Genomic DNA, 24,257 nt, shown 5'->3' on the forward strand with positions numbered 1-24,257 from the left:
TCCGGGACGACACTAGCCCGACGCGTCATTCGCCGGTCCGTTGGCTGCCTCGATTGCCGCAATCGCGCGCTGCGCAGAAGGTGACAAGCTACGCTGAGCCAGATTGACGATCGCCGACTTCGTCGACAGATTGAAGCCTTCCGGGATCGTCAGCTGGATCAGCGCGCCCGATTCCAGCGCGCCCTTCACTGCCCGTACGGGCGCCATCAGAACGAGATCGGACCCGCTCGTCAGCTGTATCAGCGCATGGAAATCGTTCGTGACGATTTGAATGTTCAAGCTCTCGCCGGGCAGACAACCGAACAGTTCCCGCAAGCGCTCCCTTGCAACGGCCGGGCCGGGTACGCTCGCGAAAGGGGCATGCCGAAGGCGCTCGATCGTCACCTCGCCGGTTAGCAGCGGGTGCTGCGGCCGTACGAAACAGCCGGCCGGTTCGCCGCGCAGACGCTGGACTTTCAGTTCCGCCGTGAGCGGGACGTAACGCTGCTCGACTACGACGAACTCCAGCTGCTCGTCGCGCAGCGCCTTGATCAGAAACTGACCTTCGTTGACTTCCGCGCGGACGCGAAGCCGCGGCCAATCGCGATTGAGTGCGCAAAGCACACCGGGCAGCATGATCGCCGCCGGCAGCGGACCGATTCCGAATTCGACGCTGCCCATCTCATGCTGCTGCAGAAGCACGAGATCCCGGGCGAGGCAGCTCGTTTCAAACAGAATCCTGCGCGCGCGCTCGGCCACCATCAGACCGGCGGGTGTGAGCGTCACGCCCCGTGCGCCCCGCTCGCACAGCGGGAAACCGGCCTCGGCTTCCAGCGCCTGAATGCTTCGCGTCAATGCAGGCTGGGAGAGAAAGACGCGCCGTGCCGCCGCGGCGAGCGATCCCGCTTCCGCCACTGCGATCAGATGTTCGAGCCGTTTCAGATTCAAGGTATGCGTGAAATGCAGAGATGAGATAAAAAACTTGCAATTGAATTATATGCATTCCAGGGATCAAATAGCATCAATCTGATCTGGCGCATCCGTCGAGCACTTTCCGCTGCCTCCCGCACTTGCTCGTGAATGGCGCGCCATGCAGCCGGCCAATCGCTATCACCTTTCGGGAATTCATCATGTCGTCGCTTCCAGAAACCGAGGCTTCCAAGCCGTCGATCGTGCCGGGTTTCGCCACCGTCGCTACCATTGCCGCACAACAGCAGGCACTGCGCGAGTTGCCGCTCGAAGACCACCTCGACGAAGAGGAAGCACGCCGAGGTTTCATCGGGACGATTCCCGACGCCGAAGTGCGAGACGCCTACGACCGTCTCATCTGGAGCATGGCCGACTACGAATTTCTGAGCGACCCGGATGCACCTTCGACTGCGCATCCCGCGCTGTGGCGCCAGGCTCGTCTGAATGCGTTCCACGGGCTGTTCGAGGTGACGGAGCGCATCTATCAGGTGCGCGGCTTCGACCTGTCGAACATGACGATCATCGAAGGCGATACGGGGCTCATCATCATCGACCCGCTTTCGTCCCTGGAGACGGCGAAAGCGTCGCTTGAGCTGTACCTCGCACATCGTCCTGCGAAACCGGTCGTGGCCGTGATCTACAGTCACAGCCACCTCGACCATTTCGGCGGTGTGAAGGGCGTGGTCACGGACGCGGAAGTGCGGGACGGCAAGGTGGCGATCATCGCGCCGAACGGCTTCATGGAGGAAGCCCTGTCCGAGAACGTCCTCGCGGGCAATGCGATGGGGCGCCGCAGCCAGTTCCAGTTCGGCCAGACGCTCGCGCGCAGCGCCTGCTGCCAGATCGATTCGGGGCTCGGCAAGAACGTACCGCGCGGCACGCTGACGCTGATCGAGCCGACCATGCTGATTCGCGACGAAAGCGAGACGCATGTGATCGACGGAATCGAGATCGTGTTTCAGTTGACGCCCGATAGCGAGGCGCCGGCGGAGATGCACTTCTTCTTCCCGCAACTGCGTGCGCTCAATCTCGCGGAGAACGGCACGCGCACGTTGCACAATCTGTGTCCGCTGCGCGGCGCGCAGGTTCGCAACGCGCAACTGTGGTCACGCTATCTATCGCGTTCGCTCGAGCGCTATGTGCCGCACGCCGACGTCGTGTTCGCCCAGCATCATTGGCCGACCTGGGGCAGTGCGCGCATCACGAGCTTTCTCGAACAGCAGCGCGACCTCTACAAGTTCCTGCACGATCAGACCGTGCGCATGATGAATCACGGCATGACCGCGCTGGAGATCGCGGAATGCATGCGACTGCCCGAGAGCCTCGCTGCGCAATGGCACACCCACGGCTACTACGGCACCGTCTCGCACAACGTGAAGGCGATTTACCAGCACTACCTCAGCTGGTACGACGGCAACCCGAGCCATCTCCACGCATTGCCGCCCGAGCAGGCGGGGGCTCGTTACGTCGAATACATGGGTGGTGCCGAGGCGATGCTCGAACGCGCGCGACGAGACTTCGAGCGCGGCGAATACCGCTGGGTCGCGCAGGTGATGAACCACCTGGTGTTTGCCCAGCCTACGCTGCGCGAGGCACGCGAACTCGGCGCAGCCGCGCTCGAACAGATGGGTTTCCAGGCGGAATCAGCGACGTGGCGCAACGCGTTCCTGCTCGGCGCGCGCGAGCTTCGTGAAGGCGTCGATACGCAAACCACGATGGTCAAGCGTAGCGCCGATATGGCGTGCGCGATGAGCGACGAGATGTTCTTCGACTATCTGGCCGTGCGTATCGACGGACTGAAAGCACAAGCGCTGGAAGTGCGGATCGACTGGCAATTCAAGGATACGGGCAAACGCTACGCGTTGAATCTCCAGAACGGCGCACTCACCCACTGGCAAGGCGAGCACCGCAACGCTTCGCATGTGAGCGTCCAGATGACACGGGCGACGCTCAATCGAATCCTGACCGGCGAGACCGGCTTCGGCAATGCGATCGCGCAAAAAGAGATCTGCCTGACCGGCGAGCCGCAGCGCTTCATGGCGATGCTCGGCACGCTGGACACATTCAGCGACCGCTTCAACGTTGTGGAGCCCTGATCATTTTTTGAGTGTCTCGCCGGCTCAAGAGCCGGCGCGAAGCAGGACCGAATCAAGCGTATCAAAACGCCGTCGTTGTTGAAAAAGGATAAGAAGAGCGACCTTCGTCTTCCCGTTTTCGCAGGGAAAGAGTGAAAGAGTCGCCGACGCCTCGTGAACGCACGAGGCGTATCCGGAGGAGTTGGCATGTGTTTCATCAAGCAAGGCATGAGCGCTGTTGCGCTGTTGTTGGCAGCGCAGGGCGCGTGGGCGCAGTCGACGGTGACGTTGTACGGTGTCGCCGACGGTTTCGTGCAGTACCTGGGCAATGGCTCGACACACTCGTTTTCCGAGCGCAGCGGCGGCAATAGCGGCTCGAATATCGGCTTGAAAGGCGAGGAAGATCTGGGCGGCGGCCTCAAAGCGAAGTTCGTCCTCGAGAGCGGCTACACGCTCAACAACGGCGGATTTTTCGTCGACAGTTCGTCGCTGTTCTATCGTCAGTCCTGGGTTGGAATGACGCACACGGACTACGGGTCGCTGACGGCCGGGCGCCAGTATCAGCCGACCTTCTGGGCGATCTACTACACCGACCCGTTCCGTGGCGACGAAGTGCTTTCGCCCCTCGCTGCCGTCGCAGTTGCAGTCGATCGCAATACGATCGCGACACAGGCCGCGTCGGGACGAACCAGCAACTCCATCGAGTACCAGTCGCCGGTCGTCGGCGGGCTGAAGCTCTATACGATGTATGCGTTCGCCTCGACTGCGACGCAGCCCGTCGCGCAGAACATCGGCAATCTGTTCGACATTGCGATTTCGTACACGGGATCCGCGTTATATGTCGGCCTTGGATACCAGAACCAGCACGCCGGGTCGGAGGCGCTTCCAGGTATGCCCGCTGCGCTGAACATGCTCGGTACGGAGCGCTTCACGGGCGGCATCGCCTACCGCATCGGTATCGTGAATCTGCAGGCGAACTACTCCTATAACCGTTCGAAGGATGCGCCCAAGGGCTCGATGGCCGCGCTGCTGGGGGCATCGCACTCGTACAGCTTCGCGGAGGTGGGCGCGACGATCCAGGCGACGGCAGTCGACACAGTCGAAATCGCCGGCGTCGAGCGCAGCGCGCGCGGCGTCCATGACAGCGCCGAGGGCATCGAGCTTGGCTACGATCACAACATCTCGAAGCGCACCACGCTATACGCGCGCGCCGGGTACATCAGGAACCACGGCAGCTCGATGATGAGCTGGCCTGGCGTGGCCGTGACGGAAGCGGGTAGTTCGCAGCGACTCGTGGCCTTCGGCATGACGCATCGCTTCTGACGCGAGGAAGTGCCGAGTCGACCTCCATTCGTTGTCCAGTGAATACAGCATCGCGATACGTCACGCTCGTGAGCATGCGTCGCCCTACCTTCAGGATAGGGGTAGCGAATCGCGGTAGCTGATTTAATCGGCAACGGTTTGTCCGGGGCATGTGTGCACGTGAGAAGGCCCCGCTCGCCGGATCAATCCCTGCAAGCCAACGATCCGTGACCGCCCCTAATGTGAGCATTACTGGAGAAGAACAGGATGAGCTATCGCGCGCCCATCAAGGACATGTTGTTTGTCATGCAGCAACTGGCGGGTCTCGATAACGTGACCCGCTTGCCGGGCTACGCGGACGCCACGGCTGCCACCGTGCAATCCGTGCTCGAGGAGGCCGGCAAGCTGTGCGGCGAAATCTGGGCGCCTCTGAACGCGGTAGGTGACCGGCAGCCGGCGCAATGGCGCGATGGCCGGGTGAGCGCGTCGCCGGGATTCGAGCAGGCCTTCCGGCACTTCGTCGACGGCGGCTGGCAAGGTGTCGCGCATCCTTCCGAATACGGCGGACAAGGCCTTCCGAAGCTCGTCGGCGCCGCCTGCATCGAAATGCAGTGCGCGGCGAACCTGTCGCTCGCGACCTGCCCTTCGTTGACCGATGGCGCAATCGAAGCATTGTTGATGGCGGGCAGCGACGCACAGAAGCGGCGCTATCTGCCGCATCTCGTGTCCGGCGAATGGTCAGGCACGATGAATCTCACCGAGCCGCAGGCCGGCTCCGATCTCGGTTTGCTGCGTACGCGCGCCGAACGTCAGCAGGACGGCTCCTACCGGATCTTCGGCACCAAGATCTTCATTTCGTGGGGCGAACACGAGATGAGCCGCAACATCGTGCATCTGGTGCTCGCGCGCACGCCCGACGCGCCGCCCGGCGTCAAGGGCATCTCGCTCTTTCTCGTGCCTAAGTATCTCGTCGACGAAAACGGCGAGGCGGGCGCGCGCAATGACGTCAATTGCGTGTCGATCGAACACAAGATGGGACTCACGGGAAGCCCGACTGCCGTATTGCAATACGGCGACCAGGGTGGCGCGATCGGCGAGCTGATCGGCGAGGAAAATCGCGGACTCGAGTACATGTTCGTGATGATGGTCGCGGCGCGCTTTGCCGTGGGCACGCAGGGAATCGCTATCGCCGAGCGCGCCTATCAGAAGGCGCGCAGCTATGCGAAGGAGCGCGTGCAGAGCCGTCCCGTCGATGGTTCCGCGCAGCAATCGGTGACGATCATCAACCATCCGGATGTGCGCCGGATGCTCGGCACCATGCGCGCGCTCACGGAGGCGTCGCGCGCGCTGGCATACGTTGCAGCTGCGCACTCCGACCACGCGCAACGCCATCCCGATGCGCAGTCGCGGGCCGTGCATCACGGCTTGTACGAGTTCATGGTGCCGATCGTGAAGGGCTGGAGCACGGAGATGTCGGTGGACGTGGCGAGCCTCGGTGTGCAGATTCACGGTGGCATGGGCTTCATCGAGGAAACAGGCGCCGCGCAGTTCTATCGCGACGCGCGCATCCTGCCGATCTACGAAGGCACCACGGCGATACAGGGCAACGACCTCATCGGCCGCAAGACCGTGCGTGACGGCGGTGTGGTCGCGAAGTCGCTCATCGGCGAAATAGGCGAGGTCGTGCAGGCCCTGGAGACGAGCCCGGCGTTCGCGGACAACGCCGCGTTCAAGGCGATGCACCGGCATCTCGCCGCGGGCAGTCAGTCGTTTGCGAATGCCGTCGCGTTCATGCTCGAGCACGCCAAAAAAGATCCGAATGCGGCGTATGCCGGAGGCGTGGCGTATCTGAAGCTCGTCGGCATCGTGCTCGGCGGCTGGCAGATGGCGCGGGCACTGCTCGCTTCGCAGCGGCTCATGCACGAGGATCCGCTATTTCACGGCGCCAAGATTGCCACCGCGCATTGCTACGCGAACTACGTGCTGCCGCAGGCGGCGGCATTCGAGGCCTCGATCGTCGGCGCGCAAGGCGGCGAAGGTGTACTCGGGCTGCACGAGGACGCGTTCTGATCGAAGGTGCCGGTTCCGGCTGAATGGAGAAACGGATGGCTAGTGGGGAAAGGTCGCTGCGCGCGATGGTCGAGCACTGGCTCGCGCCGGACCCGGCGAAGCCGGTCAGAGTCACGCAGTTCAGAAACAGACGAGGCCGACGCGAACGCTACGTACGCATCGAGACGTTCAGGACGGAACGGCCGATAGCCATGTTCTTCTTTCGTCACGAAGACGGCATATGGCGCGTGTTTCCGCCTGGCAGGAAACGCCCCGCCATGTGCGTCCCAGATTAATACACGACACGGCAAGCAGCACATCTTCACGTTCAAACCATAACTCGACATGTCCGCATTTCAGTTCACGACCGTTCCGTCCATCCTTGTCGAGCGCGGCATATCGGGCCGTCTCGGCGCGGTACTGCGAACCCGGTATCCGGATCACTCGCGTCTGTGCATCGTCACCGACCGCTTTCTGCACGAAGGCGGACTCATCGATCCGGCGCTCGCCGATCTGCGCAAGCACGGCTGGCAAGTCACCGTCATCGACGATGTCGTTGCCGATCCACCCGAGCGCGTGGTGCTCGAAGCAACCGAACGGGCGCGCGCGAGCGGTGCGGAAGTGGTGATCGGGCTTGGCGGCGGGTCGTCGATGGACGTGGCCAAACTCATCGCGGTACTTGCACCCGGCAAGCAGTCACTGGCGGATATCTACGGCGTGCAAAAGGTCACGGGCCATCGTCTGCCGCTGGTGCAGGTGCCGACGACTGCGGGTACGGGCTCCGAAGTCACGGCGGTGTCGATCGTCACGACTGGCGAGACGACCAAGACGGGCGTCGTGGCGCCGCAATTGATCGCCGACATGGCCATCCTGGATGCCGGACTCACGGTCGGACTGCCACGTCATGCGACGGCCGCGACGGGAATCGATGCGATGGTTCACGCGATCGAGGCCTACACGTCGATCCGCGCGAAGAACCCGCTCTCCGACATGCTCGCAGAGCGGGCGCTCAAGCTGCTGTCGCGCAATCTGCTGCGCGCGTGCGACGACGGCAGCGACCTCGAAGCGCGCGAGGCGATGCTGCTTGGCGCGATGCTGGCCGGGCAGGCATTTGCGAACGCGCCCGTTGCCGCCGTGCATGCGCTTGCGTATCCCGTCGGAGGCATTTTTCATGTTCCACATGGGCTGTCGAATGCGCTGGTGCTGCCGCATGTGCTGCGCTTCAACGCGCCGTCCGCGTCTCACTGGTATGCGCGGCTCGCGGAGATCGTCGTGCCGGAGGCGACGGGCGGCGATGAGGACAAGACACTCGCGTTGATCGCGCACATGGAGCGATTGATCGAGGCGACTGGCATTCCGCGGACCTTGCGCGAAGTCGGCGTGCGTCAAGAAGATCTGGCGCGTATGGCGAGCGATGCCATGCTGCAGACGCGGCTGCTCGTCAACAATCCACGGCCTGTCACGGAAAAGGACGCGCTGGCGATCTACAGCGCGGCGTTCTGATCGCGCTGCAATGTCGCGCAACGCATCAATCGAGTAGAACAGTCATGAACAAACCGCTTATCCGCGAGCGCGACGCCTATCCTCATCTGCTTCCGATCCAGACGCGCTGGATGGACAACGACGCATACGGCCACGTCAACAACGTCGTCTATTACAGCTATTTCGATACGGTGGTGAACGAGTATCTGTTGCGCCATCGCGTGCTGGATATCGAACGAAGCGAATCGATCGGGCTCGTGGTGCAGACGCAATGCGATTACTTCGATTCTGTCGCTTTTCCGGACCGGCTGATGGCGGGGCTTCGCGTGGCGCGGCTTGGGACGACCAGCGTGCGCTACGAGATCGGGCTGTTCGCCGAACACGAAACGGTTCCGGCGGCACAGGGCCACTTCGTTCACGTCTACGTCGATCGTGTCACGCGGAAACCTAAGCCGCTCGACGCGTCGCTAAAGGCCGCACTCATACCACTCCTCGTGGCCGACGACGCAGACTGACGCCGCCGCCACTCACACTTCAGTCTTGCGGTTCGCCGTGCGTCATGCGAGGCGCACTTTCACATACCGGCCAGGTGCCGGTTCGATCGGCTGGTACACGTCGTTGCCTGGCGCTTCCGGCGCAGCGACGTTTTTGCCGGCATTGGGGCGCAGCCATGCGCTCCAGTGCGTCCACCAGCTGCCGGCATGACTGTTAGCGTTTGCGAGCCAGTCGTCGGCGTCTGCCGCCGGCTGTTCGCTGCCCGCCCAATAGCTTCGCTTGTTCGCCGCGGGCGGATTGATCACGCCCGCGATATGTCCGCTTGCGGCCAGCACGAACTGCGTGCTGCCGCCGAGCAGTTGCGTCGCCTGCCAGGCGGAGCGCCATGGCACGAGATGATCGCGCTCGCTCGCGAGCACATACGTCGGAACTGTTGCCTTGCCCAGATCGAACGGGATGCCGCACACCTCGAGTTTGCCCGGCAAGCGCAGCTCGTTCTGGTGATAGCCGTGACGCAGCAGCCAGGCGTACATCGGGCCCGGCAGGTTGGTCGCGTCGCTGTTCCAGTACAACAGATCGAATGCCTCGGGCGTTTCGCCCTTTAGATAGTTGCCGACGACATACGGCCAGACCAGTTCGTTCGCACGCAGTGACTGGAACACGAACGCGAGCGCCTTGCCGTTGAACAGGCCGCCGTCCGCCAGCATCTGCTCGGCGTGAGCGACGACACGCTCATCGATGAAGGTCCCCAGTTCACCGGGCTCCGCGAAGTCGAGCAGGGTCGTGAGCAGCGTCATGCTGGCCGCGGGCTGCTTGCCACGCGCGCCCAACACCGCCAGCGCGGAAGCCAGCATCGTGCCGCCGACACACCAGCCGAGCGCATTGACCTTGTCGGCGCCGCTGATGGCCAGCGCGACATCGATCGCCTGCATGACGCCTTGCTCCAGGTAGTCGTCCCACGTCGCGCGCTGCAACTCGTCGACGGGATTGCGCCACGACACCAGAAACACCGTGTAGCCCTGCTCAGCCGCGAATCGAACGAAGGAGTTGTGCGGCTGAAGATCGAGGATATAGAACTTGTTGACGCATGGCGGCACGATCAGCAGCGGGCGGCGTGCGACTTTCTTCGTTAGCGGCGCGTACTGGATCAGCTGCATCAGTTCGCACTCGAAGACCACCGCGCCTTCGGAGACGGCAACATTGCGTCCGACCTCGAATGCACGCTCGTCGGTGATGGCGATCTGGCCACGCGTCGTATCGGCGAGCCAGTTGTGAAGACCGGTTTGCAGGCTCGCCCCAGCCGATTCGACGGCGACGCGCATGGCCTCGGGGTTCGTCAGCATGAAGTTGGCAGGGCTCGATGCATCGATGAACTGACGCGTCAGAAAGCGCAGTTGCTGTCGCGTCTTCGGCTCGACGTCGGCCGCTTCCATCATCCCTTTGAGCAGGTCGGCGTTGAGCAGATAGGACTGCATCAGCGCGGCGTACCACGGATGCCGATGCCATTCCGGCGCATCGAAACGGCGATCCCCCTGAGCCGGCTGGACAACTTTGGGCAGTGGCTCGGATGCCGAAGCGGCGCCCATGAGCGACTGCCACAACGTCCATTGCGCGTCCCAGTACTGCCTGGCGACGAGGGCGGCGGGTGCGTCATCGTTTGCAGGCGCGTTCGTGCCGCGTTGATGTGCGCCGGCGTCCGGCTTGTTCGAATCTTTGCTGTTCACGACGGCTCCATTGCAAGCAGATGAATCGATGGCGATGAGCGTTACTGCGAGCGAGGCGCGCCGTTTCCGGGGCGCCGATGCACGGGCCAGACCTGTTTGATTGCTTCGCCGTCGACCCGGTACGCGTGACAGGTGTCGAGAATCGCGGGCGGCTGCACCTCGGTATTGCCGTAGAGGCGCTCGCGCCAGATCGGCGACGCGCGCAGCATCGCGAAGCGCGACTGAACGGCCGTCGTCGCCATCGGGCCCAGCAGCAGCTCAGTCAGATGCGTGCAGCCAAGCCTGCCGCCGACCCTTGCCTGTATCTGCTTGCGGAACCCCGGCCCGATCTTCAGTCCTTCCAGCGCGCGATAGGCCGATTCGGTCTCGTGGCAATTCGGCGTTGCGCCGTCGTGAATGTGCGCGGTGATGCTTCGGATCACCAGTTCGCGATCGACGGTCATCGTGATCTTCATCCGATGAATGAAGGCGCCCGCGTCGATTTGCCTGAAGAAGAGATCGGTGCCGTCGGGCGTGACATCTTGCATTTCGCCTTCGATGTCGATCCAGCCGTCGTCCCGCTCGTAAGCGAGACAGGTGATGTGGCGCGTATGCAAGGGGCGGCGCCGGATGTTGGACTCAGTCATGTCGGGGCGTCGAAAGAGATGGAGCCTCTGCGTTCACGAACGCTCGATGCGCTGTGCGGTGTGAGGCGACTGTCGCAGATTAGGGCGGGGTGTGTGGTGCGTCCCCTCTCCGGACGGGAGGGCAACGTGTCGCACCTCATGACCGCACGCTTCACCGCGTCGGATGCCCCGCCCCTGCAAGAAAGGGAGGGGATGACACAGCAGTCGTCTCCCTAAGATGGGCTCTCGCGAAGCAATCAGGAAACCGGGCAAGGCCCAGCACGCCACCGTCAGGCGGGCGATGCTCCACATCTGTGAGTAGGACAACGCATGGATTTCGATCTGACCTCGGAACAAAACATGTTGCAGGACAGCGTCCGCCGCTTCGTCGACAAGACGTACGGGTTCGAAGCGCGCACGACCCTGCTGAAACAAGGGAAAAACGGCAGTGAAGCCAACTGGGGGACGTTTGCCGACAACGGCTGGCTGATGGCTGCCATACCCGAGGAGTATGGCGGCCTCGGCGGCACGCTGCTGGATACCGCGCTGATCGCGCAGGAGCTGGGGCGCGGACTCGTCGTCGAACCTTATCTGGGCTGTGCGGTACTCGCGGCCCAGACGCTGGTGGCGGGGGGCACGCCGGAGCAGTGTAACGGCCTGCTTCCCCGGCTCGCCGTCGGCACGCAGCGCATCGCGCTCGCCTATAGCGAACCGGGCTCGCGCGGCATGCCTCAGCCCGTGTCGCTGGTCGCCGAGCGCACCAGCGACGGCTACGTCCTACGCGGGCGCAAGTCACTCGTGCTCGGCGCGAGCGGGGCACACGCATTCATCGTTTCGGCGCAGGTTCCCGGTGTCGACGGCGTCACATTGCTGCTGGTCGACGCCGATACCCTGGGCTTGAGCCGTCAGGCGTTGCCGCTGCATGACGGCACGTGGGTCGAGGAATTGACCTTCGACGGCGCGCGGGTCCGTGAGGACGCGGTGATGGGCGAGCCGGGGCACGGGCTGCCCGCACTGCAAGCCGGCCTCGCGGCGGGCACGGTGGCGCTCTGCGCGGAACTGATCGGCGTGATGGAGAAGACTATCGAGATCACCGCCGAATACCTGAAGACCCGCCAGCAGTTCGGTGTGCCGCTCGGCTCTTTCCAGGTATTGCAGCACCGCATGGCCGACATGGCCGCCGAAATGGAGGTCGCGCGTTCGATGCTTCACGTTGCGCTGGCGTCGCTGGCGAATGACGACGCCCCCACGCGCGAACGGCAGATCGCCGCCGCGAAGATGCTGATCGGACGGGCGGCAAAGTTCGTCTGTGGTCAGGGTATCCAGTTGCACGGCGGCATCGGCATGACGGAAGAGTACGAGGTCGGCCACTACTACAAGCGCGCCGTCGTGGCGGACCTTCTGCTGGGCAGCAGCGACCGCTGCGAAGCCGCGTGTGCAGCGGCTCTGCAAGCCTCGGCGCAGTCTGGCGTGCAGGGCAACGTCGACTGAGGCGTGCACCGCGTGCCTGCGATGCAGCCGCGTTGCTGCTCAACCATCAACCCGCGAAGAGCGAGACAACATGAAGACTTACGAAACCTTGAGCCAGATGCAATCGCTGGTCGGCGAGATCGTTGGGACCAGCAACTGGGTCGTTATCGAACAGCAGCGCATCAACACGTTCGCAGATGCGACAGGCGACCACCAGTGGATTCACGTCGATCCCGAGCGTGCCGCGAAAGGCCCGTTCGGCGCGCCCATTGCGCATGGCTTCCTGACGCTGAGCCTGCTGCCCGTGTTCCTGGAGACGGCGTTCGCGATCCGCAGCGTCAAGATGGGCGTGAACTATGGGCTCAACCGCGTGCGCTTTCTGCGGCCTGTGCCCGTCAACAGCCGCGTGCGCGCCTGTTTCAAGCTGTTGAGCTTCGAGCCGATCGAGCCGCAGGGTTCGCAGCTCACCTATGAAATGACAGTCGAAACGGAAAACGGCGGCAAGCCGGTGTGCGTGGCCGAGTCGATCGTGCGCCTGTTCGACTGATAGAGACAACCGAGGAAAACAATGAGCGATACATCCGCAGTGCTCCTGAACGAACAGGAAGTCATGATCCGCGATGCGGCCCGCAGGGTGGCACAGGACATCGTCGCCGCGACAGCCGCCGAACGCGACCGCACCAGCGCGTGGCCGCGCAACGAACTGAAGGCTGCCGGAGAGATGGGCTTTCTCGGTATGCACGTCCCCGAGGAATACGGCGGCTCGGCCGCGACCTTTCCGGAGTACTGCCTCGCGATCGAGGAGTTCGCTGCCGCTGACGCCGGCTTCGCAACCATCGTGCACGTCCACAACGGACTGGCCGGCGCAGTCGCGCAAGGCGGCACCGAAGCGCAAAAGCGCAAATACCTGCCGGACATGGCTTCCGGCAAGACCATCGTGGCCGGCCTTCTGACCGAACCGCAGGCCGGCTCGGACACCGCCGCGTTCCGCACGACCGCCCGCCGCGAAGGCGATCATTACGTGCTGAACGGCAGCAAGCAGTTCATCTCGAACGGCAACGAGGCCGGCGTGGGTCTCGCGATCGCGGCCATCACCGAGACACCGGAAGGAAAGAAGGGGCCGAGTCTCTTCATCGTCGATCCGCGTGCGCCAGGCTACAACGTGACCCGCGTCGAGGAAAAACTGGGCCAGCGATCGGCCCATGTCGCGGCGATTCAGCTCGACGACCATCGCGTGCCGGCGGAAAACCTGGTGGGTGAGGAAGGCGGCGGATACAAGCGCGTGATGGGCATGCTCTCCGAAGGACGCATCGGCATTGCCGCCGTGGCTTGCGGCGTCGCGCGAGCCGCGCTGGAAGCCGCAGTGAAGTACGCGCAAGAGCGCGAAGCGTACGGCGCGCCGATCATCAAGCTACAAGGCGTGGCCTTCGATCTCGCCGACATGGCCACGCAGGTCGACGTCGCCTATCACTACATGCTGCATGCGGCCCGCCTGCACGCCGCTGGTGTGCCTTGTGCGAAAGAGGCGTCGATGGCGAAGCTGTTTGCAAGCGAGATCGCGGAAAAAGTGTGCTCGGAGGCGATCCAGATTCATGGCGGCTACGGCTATCTGACCGACTTCCCCGTCGAACGCTATTACCGCGATGCCCGCGTGACCAAGATCTACGAAGGCACGAGCCATATCCAGAAGGTCATCATCGCGCGCAATCTCGGTTCGCGCTGAGCAGCGCCTTATCTGCGGGGCGCGCGTTCTTCGCGCGCCCCCGTCTTCAGCGCAGTAACCTACTTCAACATGCCACGCTGCCGCGCCAGCGAAATCGCATCGTAGCGGCTCGACACACCCAGCTTGGCGAGAATGTTCTTCACATTCCACTTCACCGTGCCGAACGTGATGTTCAGCGTCAACGCGATGCGTTTGTTCGACATGGCTTCTGCGATCAGTGTCAGGATTTCCAGTTCGCGTGGAGTCAGCGAGACCCGGTGCGGATCCGCGTTGCCTCTGCTGCCCGCGCCCGGGCTCGTAGCACCGCCCGCGTGAACATGTTCCGCTGCCGCGGCCGCGCCCGGTGTCATTCGGGTGAGCAGGTCGTCGAGATAGCGTGCGACGGGCGGCGGCAGGCTGGCGTCACCCTTCATCGCGGCCAGCAGATTGCCGATCTGTGCCTTCATGTCGAGCAGCGTGCGAACCAGCCCAAGCTTCGAACCCAGCGTCAGCGCCTGCGTCAGGCAGCGCGTCGCCTCCGCGTCCTGCTGCTGGCTGTGGTGCGCCACGGCGGCAAGCAGGTTCGCGCGGACCACCACGCGCTCTTGTCCATGCCCCTCTCCGAAGCGCAGCACGTCGACCAGCGCTCGCAACGCGACGCCGGGGTTGCTGTCCGCCAATGCCAGTTGCGCGCTTGCGGCTGCGGCAATGGCCGGAATCTCGACGAACACGCCCGTCGCGTCCGCATAGCGCTCGCGCAGTACTTCGAGGCGGGTGACCAGTTCCGACGCGCGTCGGCGCTCGCCGACGGCGAGCAGCATGTTGACCTGTTCAGCGAGCATGTGCGCAAGCGCGCGATCCAGTCCGAGCAGATGGAAATGCGATGCCTGCGCTTCGAGGAACGCGAGCGCCGTTTCCGGTGCGTCCTGCAGGAAGTCGAGTCGCGCGCGGCACAGCGACGCGCGCGTCATCACGTCCGGCCATGAGGACTGCACGATACCCGTGCGGTTGGCGAGCACCTCGCGAGCGTCGTCGGTGCGGTCCAGTTCGTACCACGCATCGGCGAGCGTTGCAGCGCACAGGTTGGCGGCGACGGAGCCACGGCCAAACGCGGCTTCGGCGCGAGCAAGGATGCTGGTGCCGAGGCGTTCGGCTTGGGTGACGTCGCCGGCGACGAGGCACGCCTGCGCGCGAAAGCTTTCGAAGACCATCGCCATGTCATTGGCCCGGTCTTCCGGCGCGACGGGATTGTCGTCTAGCAAGCGGTGCACGTCGGCATGGCGACCGACCGCGAGGTACGCGGCGGCGAGCCCCGCGAGGCAGATGTAGCGCAGCGACGGGTTCTCGATCGGCATATTGCAGGCCGGTTCGAGAAGCTCGATGACGCGCTGCATGTCGTCGCGCTGCACGGCGATCGACGAATCCGTGATGACGAACTTCGACGAGATCGCCGGGATTTTTGCGGCATCGGTGCGGCGAATCTGTTCGAGCCAGCGTTCGGCCTTGTCGGGCCGGCCCGTGAGCGCGTAGGTCAGGCAGCCGAGAAAGAACAGGCGTGGATGAGAGAACAGCGTCTCCTGCGGCAGGTGGTCGAGCAGATGCAACATGGGACCGATATAGGTCATGTTCCATGTCGATCTGGCGGCTGCCTGCTCCATCACGCCGGCGGCAAATTCGAGATCGCCGCCGAGGTTCGCGTGCCGCACCGATTCGACCAGCAGCCCCTGCTCCGCGAACCAGCGGCTGGCGCGCCGGTGCAGCGCGTCGACGGTCGGCTGGCCCTGCTGGGCGAGCCGCTGCGCGAGGAATTCGCCGAACAGCGGATGGAAGCGATACCACGGCGAGCGATCGTCGGAGTCGACGCGGTAGATCAGCAGGTTTTCATCCTCGGCGCGCTTGATCAGTTCGGCGGCGGAGGGATCTTCGGTGACGTATCCGGCCAGCTCGGCGTTGAAGCGCCGCAAGACCGCCGTTTTTTCCATGAACGAAATCAGTTCCGGCGGCAGGTAGGCCACCACGTCCTCGGCCAGATAGGACTGCAAATCAGCCGATTTCCACAGCAGCGCGCGCAGGTTCGCGCGCTTGGCCGGCCGGATGCGCAGCATCGTCGCGACGGGTTGCAGGCTCGCTGGCCAACCGGTCGTCAGATCGTGGATCAGGCGCACTTCGTCGGCCGTGAGCTTCAGCGTACTCAGGTTCTGTTCGAAGAAGGCGCGCGTTTCCTCCAGATCGAAGGGCAGCTCGCCGAAGTCGATTTCCGAGACCTGGCCCTGCATGCGCAACCGCCCGAGGCTGAGCGGCGGAATGGTCCGAGACGCGATGACGATATGCAGGTTCGCAGGACAGTGGTCGAGCAGTTTCTGCATCAGCCGGTGGGCGGCGGGTGCTTCCTCGTGATGGTAGTCGTCGATCAGCAGATACAGCTCGCGATCGATCTCTTCCATTGCACTGGTGACGACGGCCGCCACCGTATCGATCGACTGCTCGCTGCCGGTGGCATGCGGCACGATGCTCTCGGACGGCATGCCGAGGCGCTGGAACGCTTCCAGCAGGTAGGTGCAGAAGCGCGAGAAGTCGCGGTCGCCATGGCTCAGCGAGAGCCAGGCGACGTCGATGCCGGACTTGATCAGCGCCTGACGCCATTGCGCGAGCAGGATGGTCTTGCCGAAACCGGCGCCGCCCGTGATCAGCGTGGCGGCGCAGTACTTCGTCTCTTCCAGACGGGCCAGCAGATGCTGACGCAGGATATGACGGGGGCCGATGCGTGGCGGCGAGAACTTCGTCGCCACCAGGAGATTGTCGGAGTTCATGGCGGAGGCTTGCCTGTTCGGACTGTCCCGTGGCCTGGCAATGCGGGCGCTATGCCGCATCGGGCGGGGACTTGACGGCACATTATCGCGTTTCGATTTGCGCTTTGGAAGCCGCGGAAAGCCCGTATGGCATGTCGGCTTCTCGTGACCCGCGCTTTTGATTGCGGACCGTTGCGCGTCCGCAAGGGGAGGGGCAATTATGGGATCGCCTGACGTACCTTGGCTGCCGACAGACACGCTCCGTGCGTGTCGATTCGGGACTAAGGAGAGGAGATGAGCGAATCGGTTTCATTTGAGGTGAACGGCCAGGTCGGCTGGATCACGTTGACGCGCCCGGAAGCGAGAAATGCGTTGAGCCGCGACATGGTTCTGTCGATGACAGCGCAGCTACGCGCCTGGAAAGAAGACGATGCCGTACGCGTCGTGGCGCTGACGGGCACGGGCCCGGCCTTTTGCGCAGGTGCCGATCTGAAGACGGCAGGCAATCCGGCACAGCCGGGGGAAATGGATTTTCTCGACACGCTGGTCGTTTTCTTCGACCTGCTGCGTTCGTTTCCGAAGCCTGTGATTGCAGCCGTCAACGGCCTCGCCGTCGCGGGTGGTCTTGAGACGGTGCTGGCTTGCGACTTCGTGATCGCCGCGCAGAGCGCGCGTTTCGGCGACGCCCACTCGAATTTCGGCGTGTTCCCCGGCGGCGGCGGCGCGGCCGTGCTGCCGCGCAAGGTGCCGCAAAACGTCGCGAAGTATCTGCTCTTTACCGGCGATTCGTTGCCGGCCGAGGACATGAAGACCTACGGTCTGGTCAGCGAAGTGGTCGCCGACGCCGAGCTGGTTGCGCGCGTCCAGGCGATCGGCGACAAGCTGTCGAAGAAGAGCCCGCTGGTGTTGCGCCGCATGAAGCAGGTGGCCGACCAGACCGCGGACAAGCCGGTGGCCGATGCGCTGCGCCATGAGCTGCTGGAGCTGCGCAACCACCAGCGTTCGTACGACATCGCCGAAGGCCTGCGCGCATTCGCCGAGAAGCGCACGCCCGAGTTCAAGGGCTACTGATCCGGGCGCGAGTGTTTGTACCTCGCGCTCACCTCCCTTTGCATTGAATCTGGAATAACGACATGGAAGACATCTACATCGTCGGCGTGGGCATGACGCCGTTCGGCCGCCACGCTGACAAATCCGTCAAGCAACTTACCGCGTGGGCAGTGGAAGACGCACTGAAGGACTCCGGTTGCGACCGCAAATGGGTGCAGGCCGCTTTCTTCGGCAACTGCACGCAAGGCCATTTCGACGGACAGCATATGATCCGTGGCCAGGTGGCGCTGCTGCCGCTCGGCTTCGACAGCATTCCGATCTTCAACCTCGAAGGCGCCTGCGCGTCGTCGAGTCATGCGTTCAATCTTGCCGTGACGCAGCTGCGTGCCGGTGCAGCCGACGTGGTCCTCGCCGTGGGCGCCGAAAAGATGTTCTACAGCGACAAGGCGAAGATGTTCTCGGCCTTCGAATCTGCCTGGGATATCGAAACGTTCGAGGAGAACAAGAACTACCTCTCGCAGATGGGCAAGAACGTCGAGGTGCCGCCGGGTTCGCAGTCGGAGAAGCCGTATAGCCCGTTCATGGACGTCTACGCGGCGCTGGGCCGAGGCGGCCTGATCGAGCGCTTCGGCATTACGCAGCGTCAGCTCGCGGCGGTGGCGTCCAAGAATCACGGCCATTCGGTTCACAATGAGCGCTCGCAGTATCGCAACCCGATGACGATCGAAGAGGTGCTGGCCGCGCCGCCCATCACCTATCCGATCACGCTGCCGATGTGCTCGCCGATCTCCGACGGCGCGGCGGCCGCCATCGTCTGTACCGGCTCGGCGCTGAAGAAGTACGGCTTCGATCGCAAGCGCGCGGTGCGGGTGCTGGCGAGCGTGGTGCGCTCGGCTTCGGCGCGCGCGGCGCATGAGTTCGACAAGGGCTGTACGCATCTGGCCGGCAAGGCGGCATTCGAACAGGCAGGCATCTCGCCGAAGGACGTCGATGTGGCCGAAATCCACGACGCAACCGCAATCGGCGAATTGCTGTCGATCGAGTCGCTGGGGCTGTGCGAACCGGGCGCGAGCGGCGTGATGGCCGAGCGCGGCGAGACTTCGCTGGGCGGCAAGCTGCCCGTCAATCCGTCGGGCGGTCTCGAATCGAAGGGGCATCCGATTGGCGCGACCGGCCTCGGCCAGATCTTCGAACTGGTGGAGCAGTTGCGTAGCAATTGCGGCAAGCGCCAGGTCGAGGGCGCGAGGATTGCGCTGCAAGGTAACGGCGGCGGCTTGTGGCGCGTCGAAGAATCGACCGAGCACGTGGGCATTTTCGGGCTGGCCTGAAATCGCAGCGATACGCGTAGAGCGTAGATGGTGAAACAAGGGGATGTGGCGATACCACATCCCCTTGTTCGTTAACATCTGCCGCCGGCGAAGTTCAGTCGATCTCGACGTTGCGCAGCGACGCCATATCGATGACGAAGCGGTACTTCACGTCGTTCGCCTGCATCCGCTTGAACGCGCTGTTGATATCGCGCACGTCCACCATTTCGCAGGTGGGCAACACGTTGTGCTCGGCACAGAAGTCCAGCAGTTCCTGCGTGGCCGGCAGGCCGCCGATCAGCGACCCGGAGATCGAGCGGTTGTTCAGCACCAGCAGCGCGCCGTGGATCGCCTCGAGCGGCTCCAGCGCGCCAACCAGCACCAGTACGCCGTTGCGACCCAGCAAGGTCAGATAAGGGTTGACGTTGTGCTTCGTCGGAATTGTGTCGAGGATGAAATCGAAACGGTTGGCGGACCCCTGCATCGCCTTGGGTTCCTTCGACAGCAGTACGTCGGCGGCACCGAGCGCGCGGGCGTCATCGGCCTTGCCGGCGGACGTGGTGATGACCGTCACCTCGGCGCCGAGCGCTACCGCGAGCTTCACGGCCATGTGGCCGAGCCCGCCCAGACCCACCACCGCGACCTTCGATCCTTTACCGACGCCGTGACGCCGCAGTGGCGTCCAGACGGTGATGCCGGCGCACAGCAGCGGGCCGGCGTACTTCATGTCGAGCGCAGCGGGAACGCGCAGCACGAACTTTTCGCGTACGACGATGTGCTCCGAGTAGCCGCCCAAGGTGGTTTCACCCGTGTGGCGGTCTTTGCCGTTGTACGTCGCAGTAGGGCCTTTCGTGCAGTTCTGCTCGTTGCCGCTGTCGCACGATGGGCAGTCCTGGCAGCTATCGACCAGGCAGCCGACGGCCACACGGTCCCCCACCTTGTAGCGTGTGACGTCCGAGCCGATGGCCGCGACATGGCCGACGATCTCATGTCCGGGGACACAGGGATAAACCGTCGAGCCCCAGTCGTTGTTGACGGTATGCGCATCCGAATGGCAGATGCCGCAGTAGTCGATGGCGATCGCGACATCGTCGGCGCGAAGGTTGCGGCGCTCGATGCGCGTGGGTGTTAGTTCGGCGTGCGCTTCGCACGCGCAGAAGGCTTTGTAGCGTGTCATTGCAGATCCATCAGAGAGTGAACGAATACCCGTCGCGTACGTGTGACGGGCACTCGCGAGTGAGTGATGCTCAAGGTTCGATCGATGGCCGCATCCACGGCGCCGCCGATGTCTCCGGTGTGGCAATCTGGTTCGAGATCCATTTGCCCATCCGACGCAGCGGCTCAATGGCATCCTGCGGAGCCGGCCACTTCATGGACGCGGCGTAACCCAGCGAGACGATGCGTTGTGCGCCGTAAAGCGGCAGTTTGTCTTTCAGTTCGTCCTTGATCTGTTCCGGATAGATGCCGACGGTTTGCGTGTAGGCGTCGACGGCGGCCATGACTTCTTCGAGTGAATCGACGGGTACGAGATTGGCCGTGCGGTCGTCGAGCAACGTTGCGAACGAAACCGGCTCGGGAATCTGCGAACAGATGATTGCGCCTTCGCCGTCTTTGCCGCCGATCACGCGATACCACTCGTCATCGAGCCGAAGCGCATCGACCTCGGCCTTCAGCTTCGGGTCGTAGCGTTTCGGCGCTGTGGAGAGCGTGTTCGGCAGACCCAGCATCGCGTCGTAGACGAGGCGGCCGAAGGCATTCAGTTTTTCCAGGCCGGGTTCGTCAGTGCCGCTCTGCACATAGATCACGCGGGCGCATACGCAGCCTTTCTGGTTCAACGCGCCGATGTCGCTCGCCAGCCTGAGCGCCGCTTCGCGCATCGTGGCCTCGCTCGCGAACGTGTCGCGGCCGATGATGCTCGCGCTGCGCTTGGGATCGAGCGAAATCAATTCGAGGCCGGGCTGGATGTACTGCGTGACGTGCTTCATCGACGCATAGCCGCCCCACGCGACAATCTTCTCGAGGTTTTGCGGCTGATACAGGCGTTCCTCGAACGCCTTGTCACCGCCTTTCCAGTACGCCACGCTCAGATGGCGCGTCAACGGATGGTCCGGCGCCATGTCGATCATCGTGCGGGCAATCGCGAGTGCGGTGAACGGATCGTTCGAGGGCGCCTTGATGATCGCGTCGCTGCGCAGCACCATGTTGCGGATGATCGTCAGCAGCGACAGCCCCGTCGCGTTGCCGGCAACGATGTGCAGCGTGCGCGCGCCGAAGCAGCGCACTTCGAGATCGGTGCCGTCGATCAGCTTCTGCCTGACCCAGCCTTCCAGAAACCGGATGCCGACTGTGCTGTCGACGGCTTCGGTGATCGCCGCGCGCGACAGCATGTTGCGCAGTCCCATGTAGCTGCCCTTGACCATCGTCGGCGTAACGGGGGAGGTCCGGTAGGACAGCTCGCAGGCTTCCTGCAGGTAGGGATTGGTGGCGAAGTCGAGGCGTTCGCCGAGGGCTTCCGCGTAGTCCAGGATGTCGTCGAAGCTCAGCTCGTAGAGATCGGCCAGACGGGCCGGATTGCCGAGCGGCAGCTTGTCGAGATAGTGATGGGCGTTCGGCGTCAGGAAGGTCAGGTCGCCGCCGCGTCCGCCGACTTCGACGAGGTTGTCAGCAATCACATTGCCGCGGATGACCATCGGTGCGATGGGAAGAGTCATGGTGTCGAGCCTTGGTATTCGAGTTGGAACGATCGTTATGTGTCACTCGACCGTGTTGAGAAAATCCATCGCCTCGCGATGCGAGCTTTCCGTCGCGGCGCAGGTGATCTTGTCGTCGCCGCCGTTCATCTCGCTGTAGCGCTGAATGGTCCCCGTGACGTAGCGGCTCGGACGGCCGCACGTGCACGGCTTGTCCCACTCGACAGTGACTTCGTCGCCGCTGATGAAGCCGCCCCAGTGGACGTCGGCGCCGAGGTCATAGAACGCGGCGCGGCCCGTGACGCGGCCCGTGCGCGGCAACGGCTTGCTGGTTTCGGGATCGAGCAGGAACGGAATCACGGTATGCGCGAAGTGAAAATTGCCGTGCTCGCAACGCGGAGCCGAGCCGCTGAGGAGTTCCGACATCGCGTAGGTCTCGTTCAGCCGCGTCGCGCCGGTGAAGCGGAGCACGTCGTCGCGCCAGCCTTCCGGCTGCACCACACCCTTGGCGCCGCCCGTGGTCGAGACAAAGGAGTCGGGATGGAACACACCTTCGAGACCGCGTTCGAGACCCGCCTTCGCCATCCCGTGCAGCAGGTTCCACGTCGCGCCGATATACACGCGTTTGCCGCGCAGCTTCGTTGCCATGGCTTCGAAAAAGGCCGAGAGGTGCGCGGGCATCTCGGCCTGCAATGTGTCGAATGCCTTCTTTTTCTCGATCAGTTCGGGGCTGATCTCCAGGCGGTCCAGCGTGCCTTTGGCATGAGCCGCGCGCAGCCTGGCGCCCAGGTGCAGCACGTCGGTCGAGAGCGTCGCGGGATAGGCGGCGTGGAAGTTTTCCTCACTGGGCAGCAGTGCGCGAATGAAAAATTCGTTGGCGCGCACATGGCTCAGGTAGCCCTTGCGGAAGTAGGGGAAGACCGTGTGCAGGTTCGGGTCCGGCATGTCGGGTCCCGCCTGGTTCCAGATGTACAGCTTGCGGACGTCGCAGGCCTTTTCCCACTCGCGCACGCTGGTGGGCAAAAACGAGATCGTGCCGGACGTGCCGGAAGTGTGGCTCACGCGCAATTCCGGCACGGCTTCATCCATCTTCGCGAACCATTCGTCGAGGCTGCGGCAGCCGCTGACGTCGGCGGCTGCGATGCGCTCGGCCATCTCCGTCGTGACGAGCTTGCCGAGCCATCGGTTGATCTGCGAAAACTGTTTCTTTTCGAGCAGGGACGGCGGGTAAGACTTGAAGACGGTGTGCTCGAACAGCAGCGGCACCGCGTCGTCGAGTGCATCGATGCGAGTCACGCCTTCCGCGTCGGCGAGCTTCTTGAGTACGGGCACGCGGTCGCGCAACTGCGCAAAACGCTGCTGCAATGCTTCGAACTGGATTGCATCGATGTCTGCGCGCGACAGATATTGCCAGGCATGAGCATCATGATTCGCTAAAGCGGCGGGGTCGTTCAGCAGCAGTTCGGTCTTTTTTTTCAGGGACATTTCTGTGAGGAGCATGGATGAACACCGCGTTGCGATCTCGCGGCGCTGGTGGTTGTCGACTAATCAGTATAGGAGCGGGAAAAGCGTTTTTTTCTCCGGATTCCTAAGATGGCATTTGGCCGTTACGTTTCTGATTCGAAAGAGAAATATCGATGAGCGGCGCAGCTGGCTCTGTGTTTGCGCGAGCGTCGTGGCGAGCGCTGGGCGGATTTGCTCGCCGTCCGACAAGGGAGGGACAAAGCTGCCGATGTTCGTGCACGCTGTCTCCGTCGACGGTGGCCGGTGACGGATCGGCGCATCCCGTTCGACTCCGCGTTTCGCCAGGGATAACCCGCCATGTCAACACGCACGCCTGCCGGCAATTCCGAGATCTTGCAGATCGAGCTTCCACCGAGGCCGCGCAAGCGTCCACGGCAAGAACGCTCGGTCATGCTGGTCGACGCGCTCAAGAAGACCGGCTGGGAGATTCTCGAAAAGGAAGGGCGCGACGCGCTTTCGCTGGAACGTCTGTCGATGCGTTCCGGCGTGGCCGTCAGTTCGATCTACGAGTATTTCCCGACGATCGAATCACTCGTCGTCGCGATCTTCGACGATTTCCGCGCACAGGCACGTTCCCGGCTTGTCGAAGAGCTTCGCGTGTTGCCTTCGAACACCACGTTGTTCGAAGGCATCACGTTGCTGCTGCGCATTGGCATTCCGATGCTGCACAAGTGGGTGCAACTCGACCGCGACGTGTTCGTGAAGTCATCACACTACGACGAACTGGTTCGTCTCGATCTTGTGAAACCGACGCAATACTGGACCTCGATCGCGACGGATGCGTTGATGGAGCGGTTTCCCGACGAGGTGGTCGTGCGCGATCGCGCCAAGGCGCGCTTCGTCGCCTTTCATACGATCCTCGCACTGCCGCGCGCGATGGCGCTGATGCACCCGGAGTATCTCGCCGAGGCGGATACGCAGGTGCTGTTGGCCCGCATGCTGCACGCGCTGCTCACCACCCGCGACTGAGCGATCGCTGCGCTCCCTCCCAAAAATGGGGGAGAACAGCGCGGAAGCGATGCGTATCGTTCTGAACGACCCTCAC

At 63.4% G+C, this 24,257-nt stretch carries 18 protein-coding genes; 11 read left to right on the forward strand and 7 right to left on the reverse strand.

Going from position 1 to position 24,257, the window contains the following annotated elements; genetic code table 11:
• Positions 1 to 12 precede the first annotated feature (12 nt).
• Positions 13 to 927: a LysR family transcriptional regulator gene (locus G3N95_RS21905; RefSeq protein WP_205972163.1), complete on the reverse strand. Its 915-nt coding sequence runs from the start codon at positions 925 to 927 to the stop codon at positions 13 to 15.
• A 182-nt stretch (positions 928 to 1,109) separates the two neighbouring features.
• Between G3N95_RS21905 and G3N95_RS21910 the strand changes: the two genes are divergently transcribed.
• From G3N95_RS21910 to G3N95_RS21930, 5 genes are all read left to right on the forward strand, one after another.
• Positions 1,110 to 3,044, forward strand: a complete 1,935-nt coding sequence (locus tag G3N95_RS21910; RefSeq protein ID WP_205972164.1) for an alkyl sulfatase dimerization domain-containing protein — start codon at positions 1,110 to 1,112, stop codon at positions 3,042 to 3,044.
• Between the two features lie 186 nt (positions 3,045 to 3,230).
• On the forward strand, positions 3,231 to 4,346 hold the full coding sequence (locus G3N95_RS21915; protein ID WP_205972165.1) for a porin: 1,116 nt from the start codon (positions 3,231 to 3,233) through the stop codon (positions 4,344 to 4,346).
• A gap of 246 nt (positions 4,347 to 4,592) precedes the next feature.
• Positions 4,593 to 6,395, forward strand: coding sequence for an acyl-CoA dehydrogenase (locus tag G3N95_RS21920; protein WP_205972166.1), 1,803 nt, complete (start codon positions 4,593 to 4,595; stop codon positions 6,393 to 6,395).
• A gap of 324 nt (positions 6,396 to 6,719) precedes the next feature.
• Positions 6,720 to 7,877 carry an iron-containing alcohol dehydrogenase gene (locus G3N95_RS21925; RefSeq protein WP_205972167.1) on the forward strand — a complete coding sequence of 386 codons (1,158 nt, stop codon included), beginning with the start codon at positions 6,720 to 6,722 and terminating at the stop codon, positions 7,875 to 7,877.
• Positions 7,878 to 7,921: 44 nt separating this feature from the next.
• Positions 7,922 to 8,371 (forward strand): thioesterase family protein, encoded by a 450-nt coding sequence (locus G3N95_RS21930; protein ID WP_205972168.1) that lies wholly within the window; start codon positions 7,922 to 7,924, stop codon positions 8,369 to 8,371.
• 42 nt (positions 8,372 to 8,413) lie between these two features.
• Here G3N95_RS21930 and phaC read toward each other — a convergent pair whose 3' ends face one another.
• Both phaC and G3N95_RS21940 read right to left on the reverse strand, forming a co-directional pair.
• Positions 8,414 to 10,075: a class I poly(R)-hydroxyalkanoic acid synthase gene (phaC, locus tag G3N95_RS21935; protein ID WP_346778392.1), complete on the reverse strand. Its 1,662-nt coding sequence runs from the start codon at positions 10,073 to 10,075 to the stop codon at positions 8,414 to 8,416.
• A 41-nt stretch (positions 10,076 to 10,116) separates the two neighbouring features.
• Complete coding sequence (locus G3N95_RS21940) at positions 10,117 to 10,701, reverse strand: DUF2889 domain-containing protein (protein ID WP_205972169.1); 585 nt, start codon at positions 10,699 to 10,701, stop codon at positions 10,117 to 10,119.
• Positions 10,702 to 11,010: 309 nt separating this feature from the next.
• Here G3N95_RS21940 and G3N95_RS21945 point away from each other — a divergent pair, with 309 nt between their 5' ends.
• The 3 genes from G3N95_RS21945 to G3N95_RS21955 all read left to right on the forward strand — a co-directional run bounded on the left by G3N95_RS21945 (position 11,011) and on the right by G3N95_RS21955 (position 13,873).
• On the forward strand, positions 11,011 to 12,171 hold the full coding sequence (locus G3N95_RS21945; protein ID WP_205972170.1) for an acyl-CoA dehydrogenase family protein: 1,161 nt from the start codon (positions 11,011 to 11,013) through the stop codon (positions 12,169 to 12,171).
• A 70-nt stretch (positions 12,172 to 12,241) separates the two neighbouring features.
• Positions 12,242 to 12,697 carry a MaoC family dehydratase gene (locus G3N95_RS21950; protein WP_205972171.1) on the forward strand — a complete coding sequence of 152 codons (456 nt, stop codon included), beginning with the start codon at positions 12,242 to 12,244 and terminating at the stop codon, positions 12,695 to 12,697.
• A 21-nt stretch (positions 12,698 to 12,718) separates the two neighbouring features.
• Positions 12,719 to 13,873, forward strand: a complete 1,155-nt coding sequence (locus tag G3N95_RS21955) for an acyl-CoA dehydrogenase family protein (protein ID WP_241018807.1) — start codon at positions 12,719 to 12,721, stop codon at positions 13,871 to 13,873.
• Between the two features lie 59 nt (positions 13,874 to 13,932).
• Here G3N95_RS21955 and G3N95_RS40890 read toward each other — a convergent pair whose 3' ends face one another.
• Positions 13,933 to 16,662 carry a LuxR C-terminal-related transcriptional regulator gene (locus G3N95_RS40890; RefSeq protein WP_205972172.1) on the reverse strand — a complete coding sequence of 910 codons (2,730 nt, stop codon included), beginning with the start codon at positions 16,660 to 16,662 and terminating at the stop codon, positions 13,933 to 13,935.
• A 273-nt stretch (positions 16,663 to 16,935) separates the two neighbouring features.
• On the opposite strand from G3N95_RS40890, the gene G3N95_RS21965 reads away from it, so the two are divergent.
• Entirely contained in the window at positions 16,936 to 17,712 is a 777-nt protein-coding gene (locus G3N95_RS21965) for an enoyl-CoA hydratase/isomerase family protein (RefSeq protein WP_205972173.1), read from the forward strand.
• Between the two features lie 62 nt (positions 17,713 to 17,774).
• Positions 17,775 to 19,019, forward strand: a complete 1,245-nt coding sequence (locus G3N95_RS21970; protein WP_205972174.1) for a thiolase family protein — start codon at positions 17,775 to 17,777, stop codon at positions 19,017 to 19,019.
• A gap of 94 nt (positions 19,020 to 19,113) precedes the next feature.
• Here the strand turns inward: G3N95_RS21970 and G3N95_RS21975 are convergent, their stop codons facing one another.
• The 3 genes from G3N95_RS21975 to G3N95_RS21985 all read right to left on the reverse strand — a co-directional run bounded on the left by G3N95_RS21975 (position 19,114) and on the right by G3N95_RS21985 (position 23,188).
• Complete coding sequence (locus G3N95_RS21975; RefSeq protein WP_205972175.1) at positions 19,114 to 20,175, reverse strand: NAD(P)-dependent alcohol dehydrogenase; 1,062 nt, start codon at positions 20,173 to 20,175, stop codon at positions 19,114 to 19,116.
• Between the two features lie 70 nt (positions 20,176 to 20,245).
• Positions 20,246 to 21,709 (reverse strand): acyl-CoA reductase, encoded by a 1,464-nt coding sequence (locus G3N95_RS21980; RefSeq protein ID WP_205972176.1) that lies wholly within the window; start codon positions 21,707 to 21,709, stop codon positions 20,246 to 20,248.
• A gap of 42 nt (positions 21,710 to 21,751) precedes the next feature.
• Entirely contained in the window at positions 21,752 to 23,188 is a 1,437-nt protein-coding gene (locus G3N95_RS21985) for a hypothetical protein (RefSeq protein WP_241018809.1), read from the reverse strand.
• A gap of 321 nt (positions 23,189 to 23,509) precedes the next feature.
• Between G3N95_RS21985 and G3N95_RS21990 the strand changes: the two genes are divergently transcribed.
• On the forward strand, positions 23,510 to 24,181 hold the full coding sequence (locus G3N95_RS21990) for a TetR/AcrR family transcriptional regulator (protein WP_205972177.1): 672 nt from the start codon (positions 23,510 to 23,512) through the stop codon (positions 24,179 to 24,181).
• Positions 24,182 to 24,257: the final 76 nt, after the last annotated feature.

It is taken from the genome of Paraburkholderia sp. Tr-20389 (genome assembly GCF_017104565.1).
In the GTDB taxonomy this organism is placed as follows: Bacteria; Pseudomonadota; Gammaproteobacteria; order Burkholderiales; family Burkholderiaceae; genus Paraburkholderia.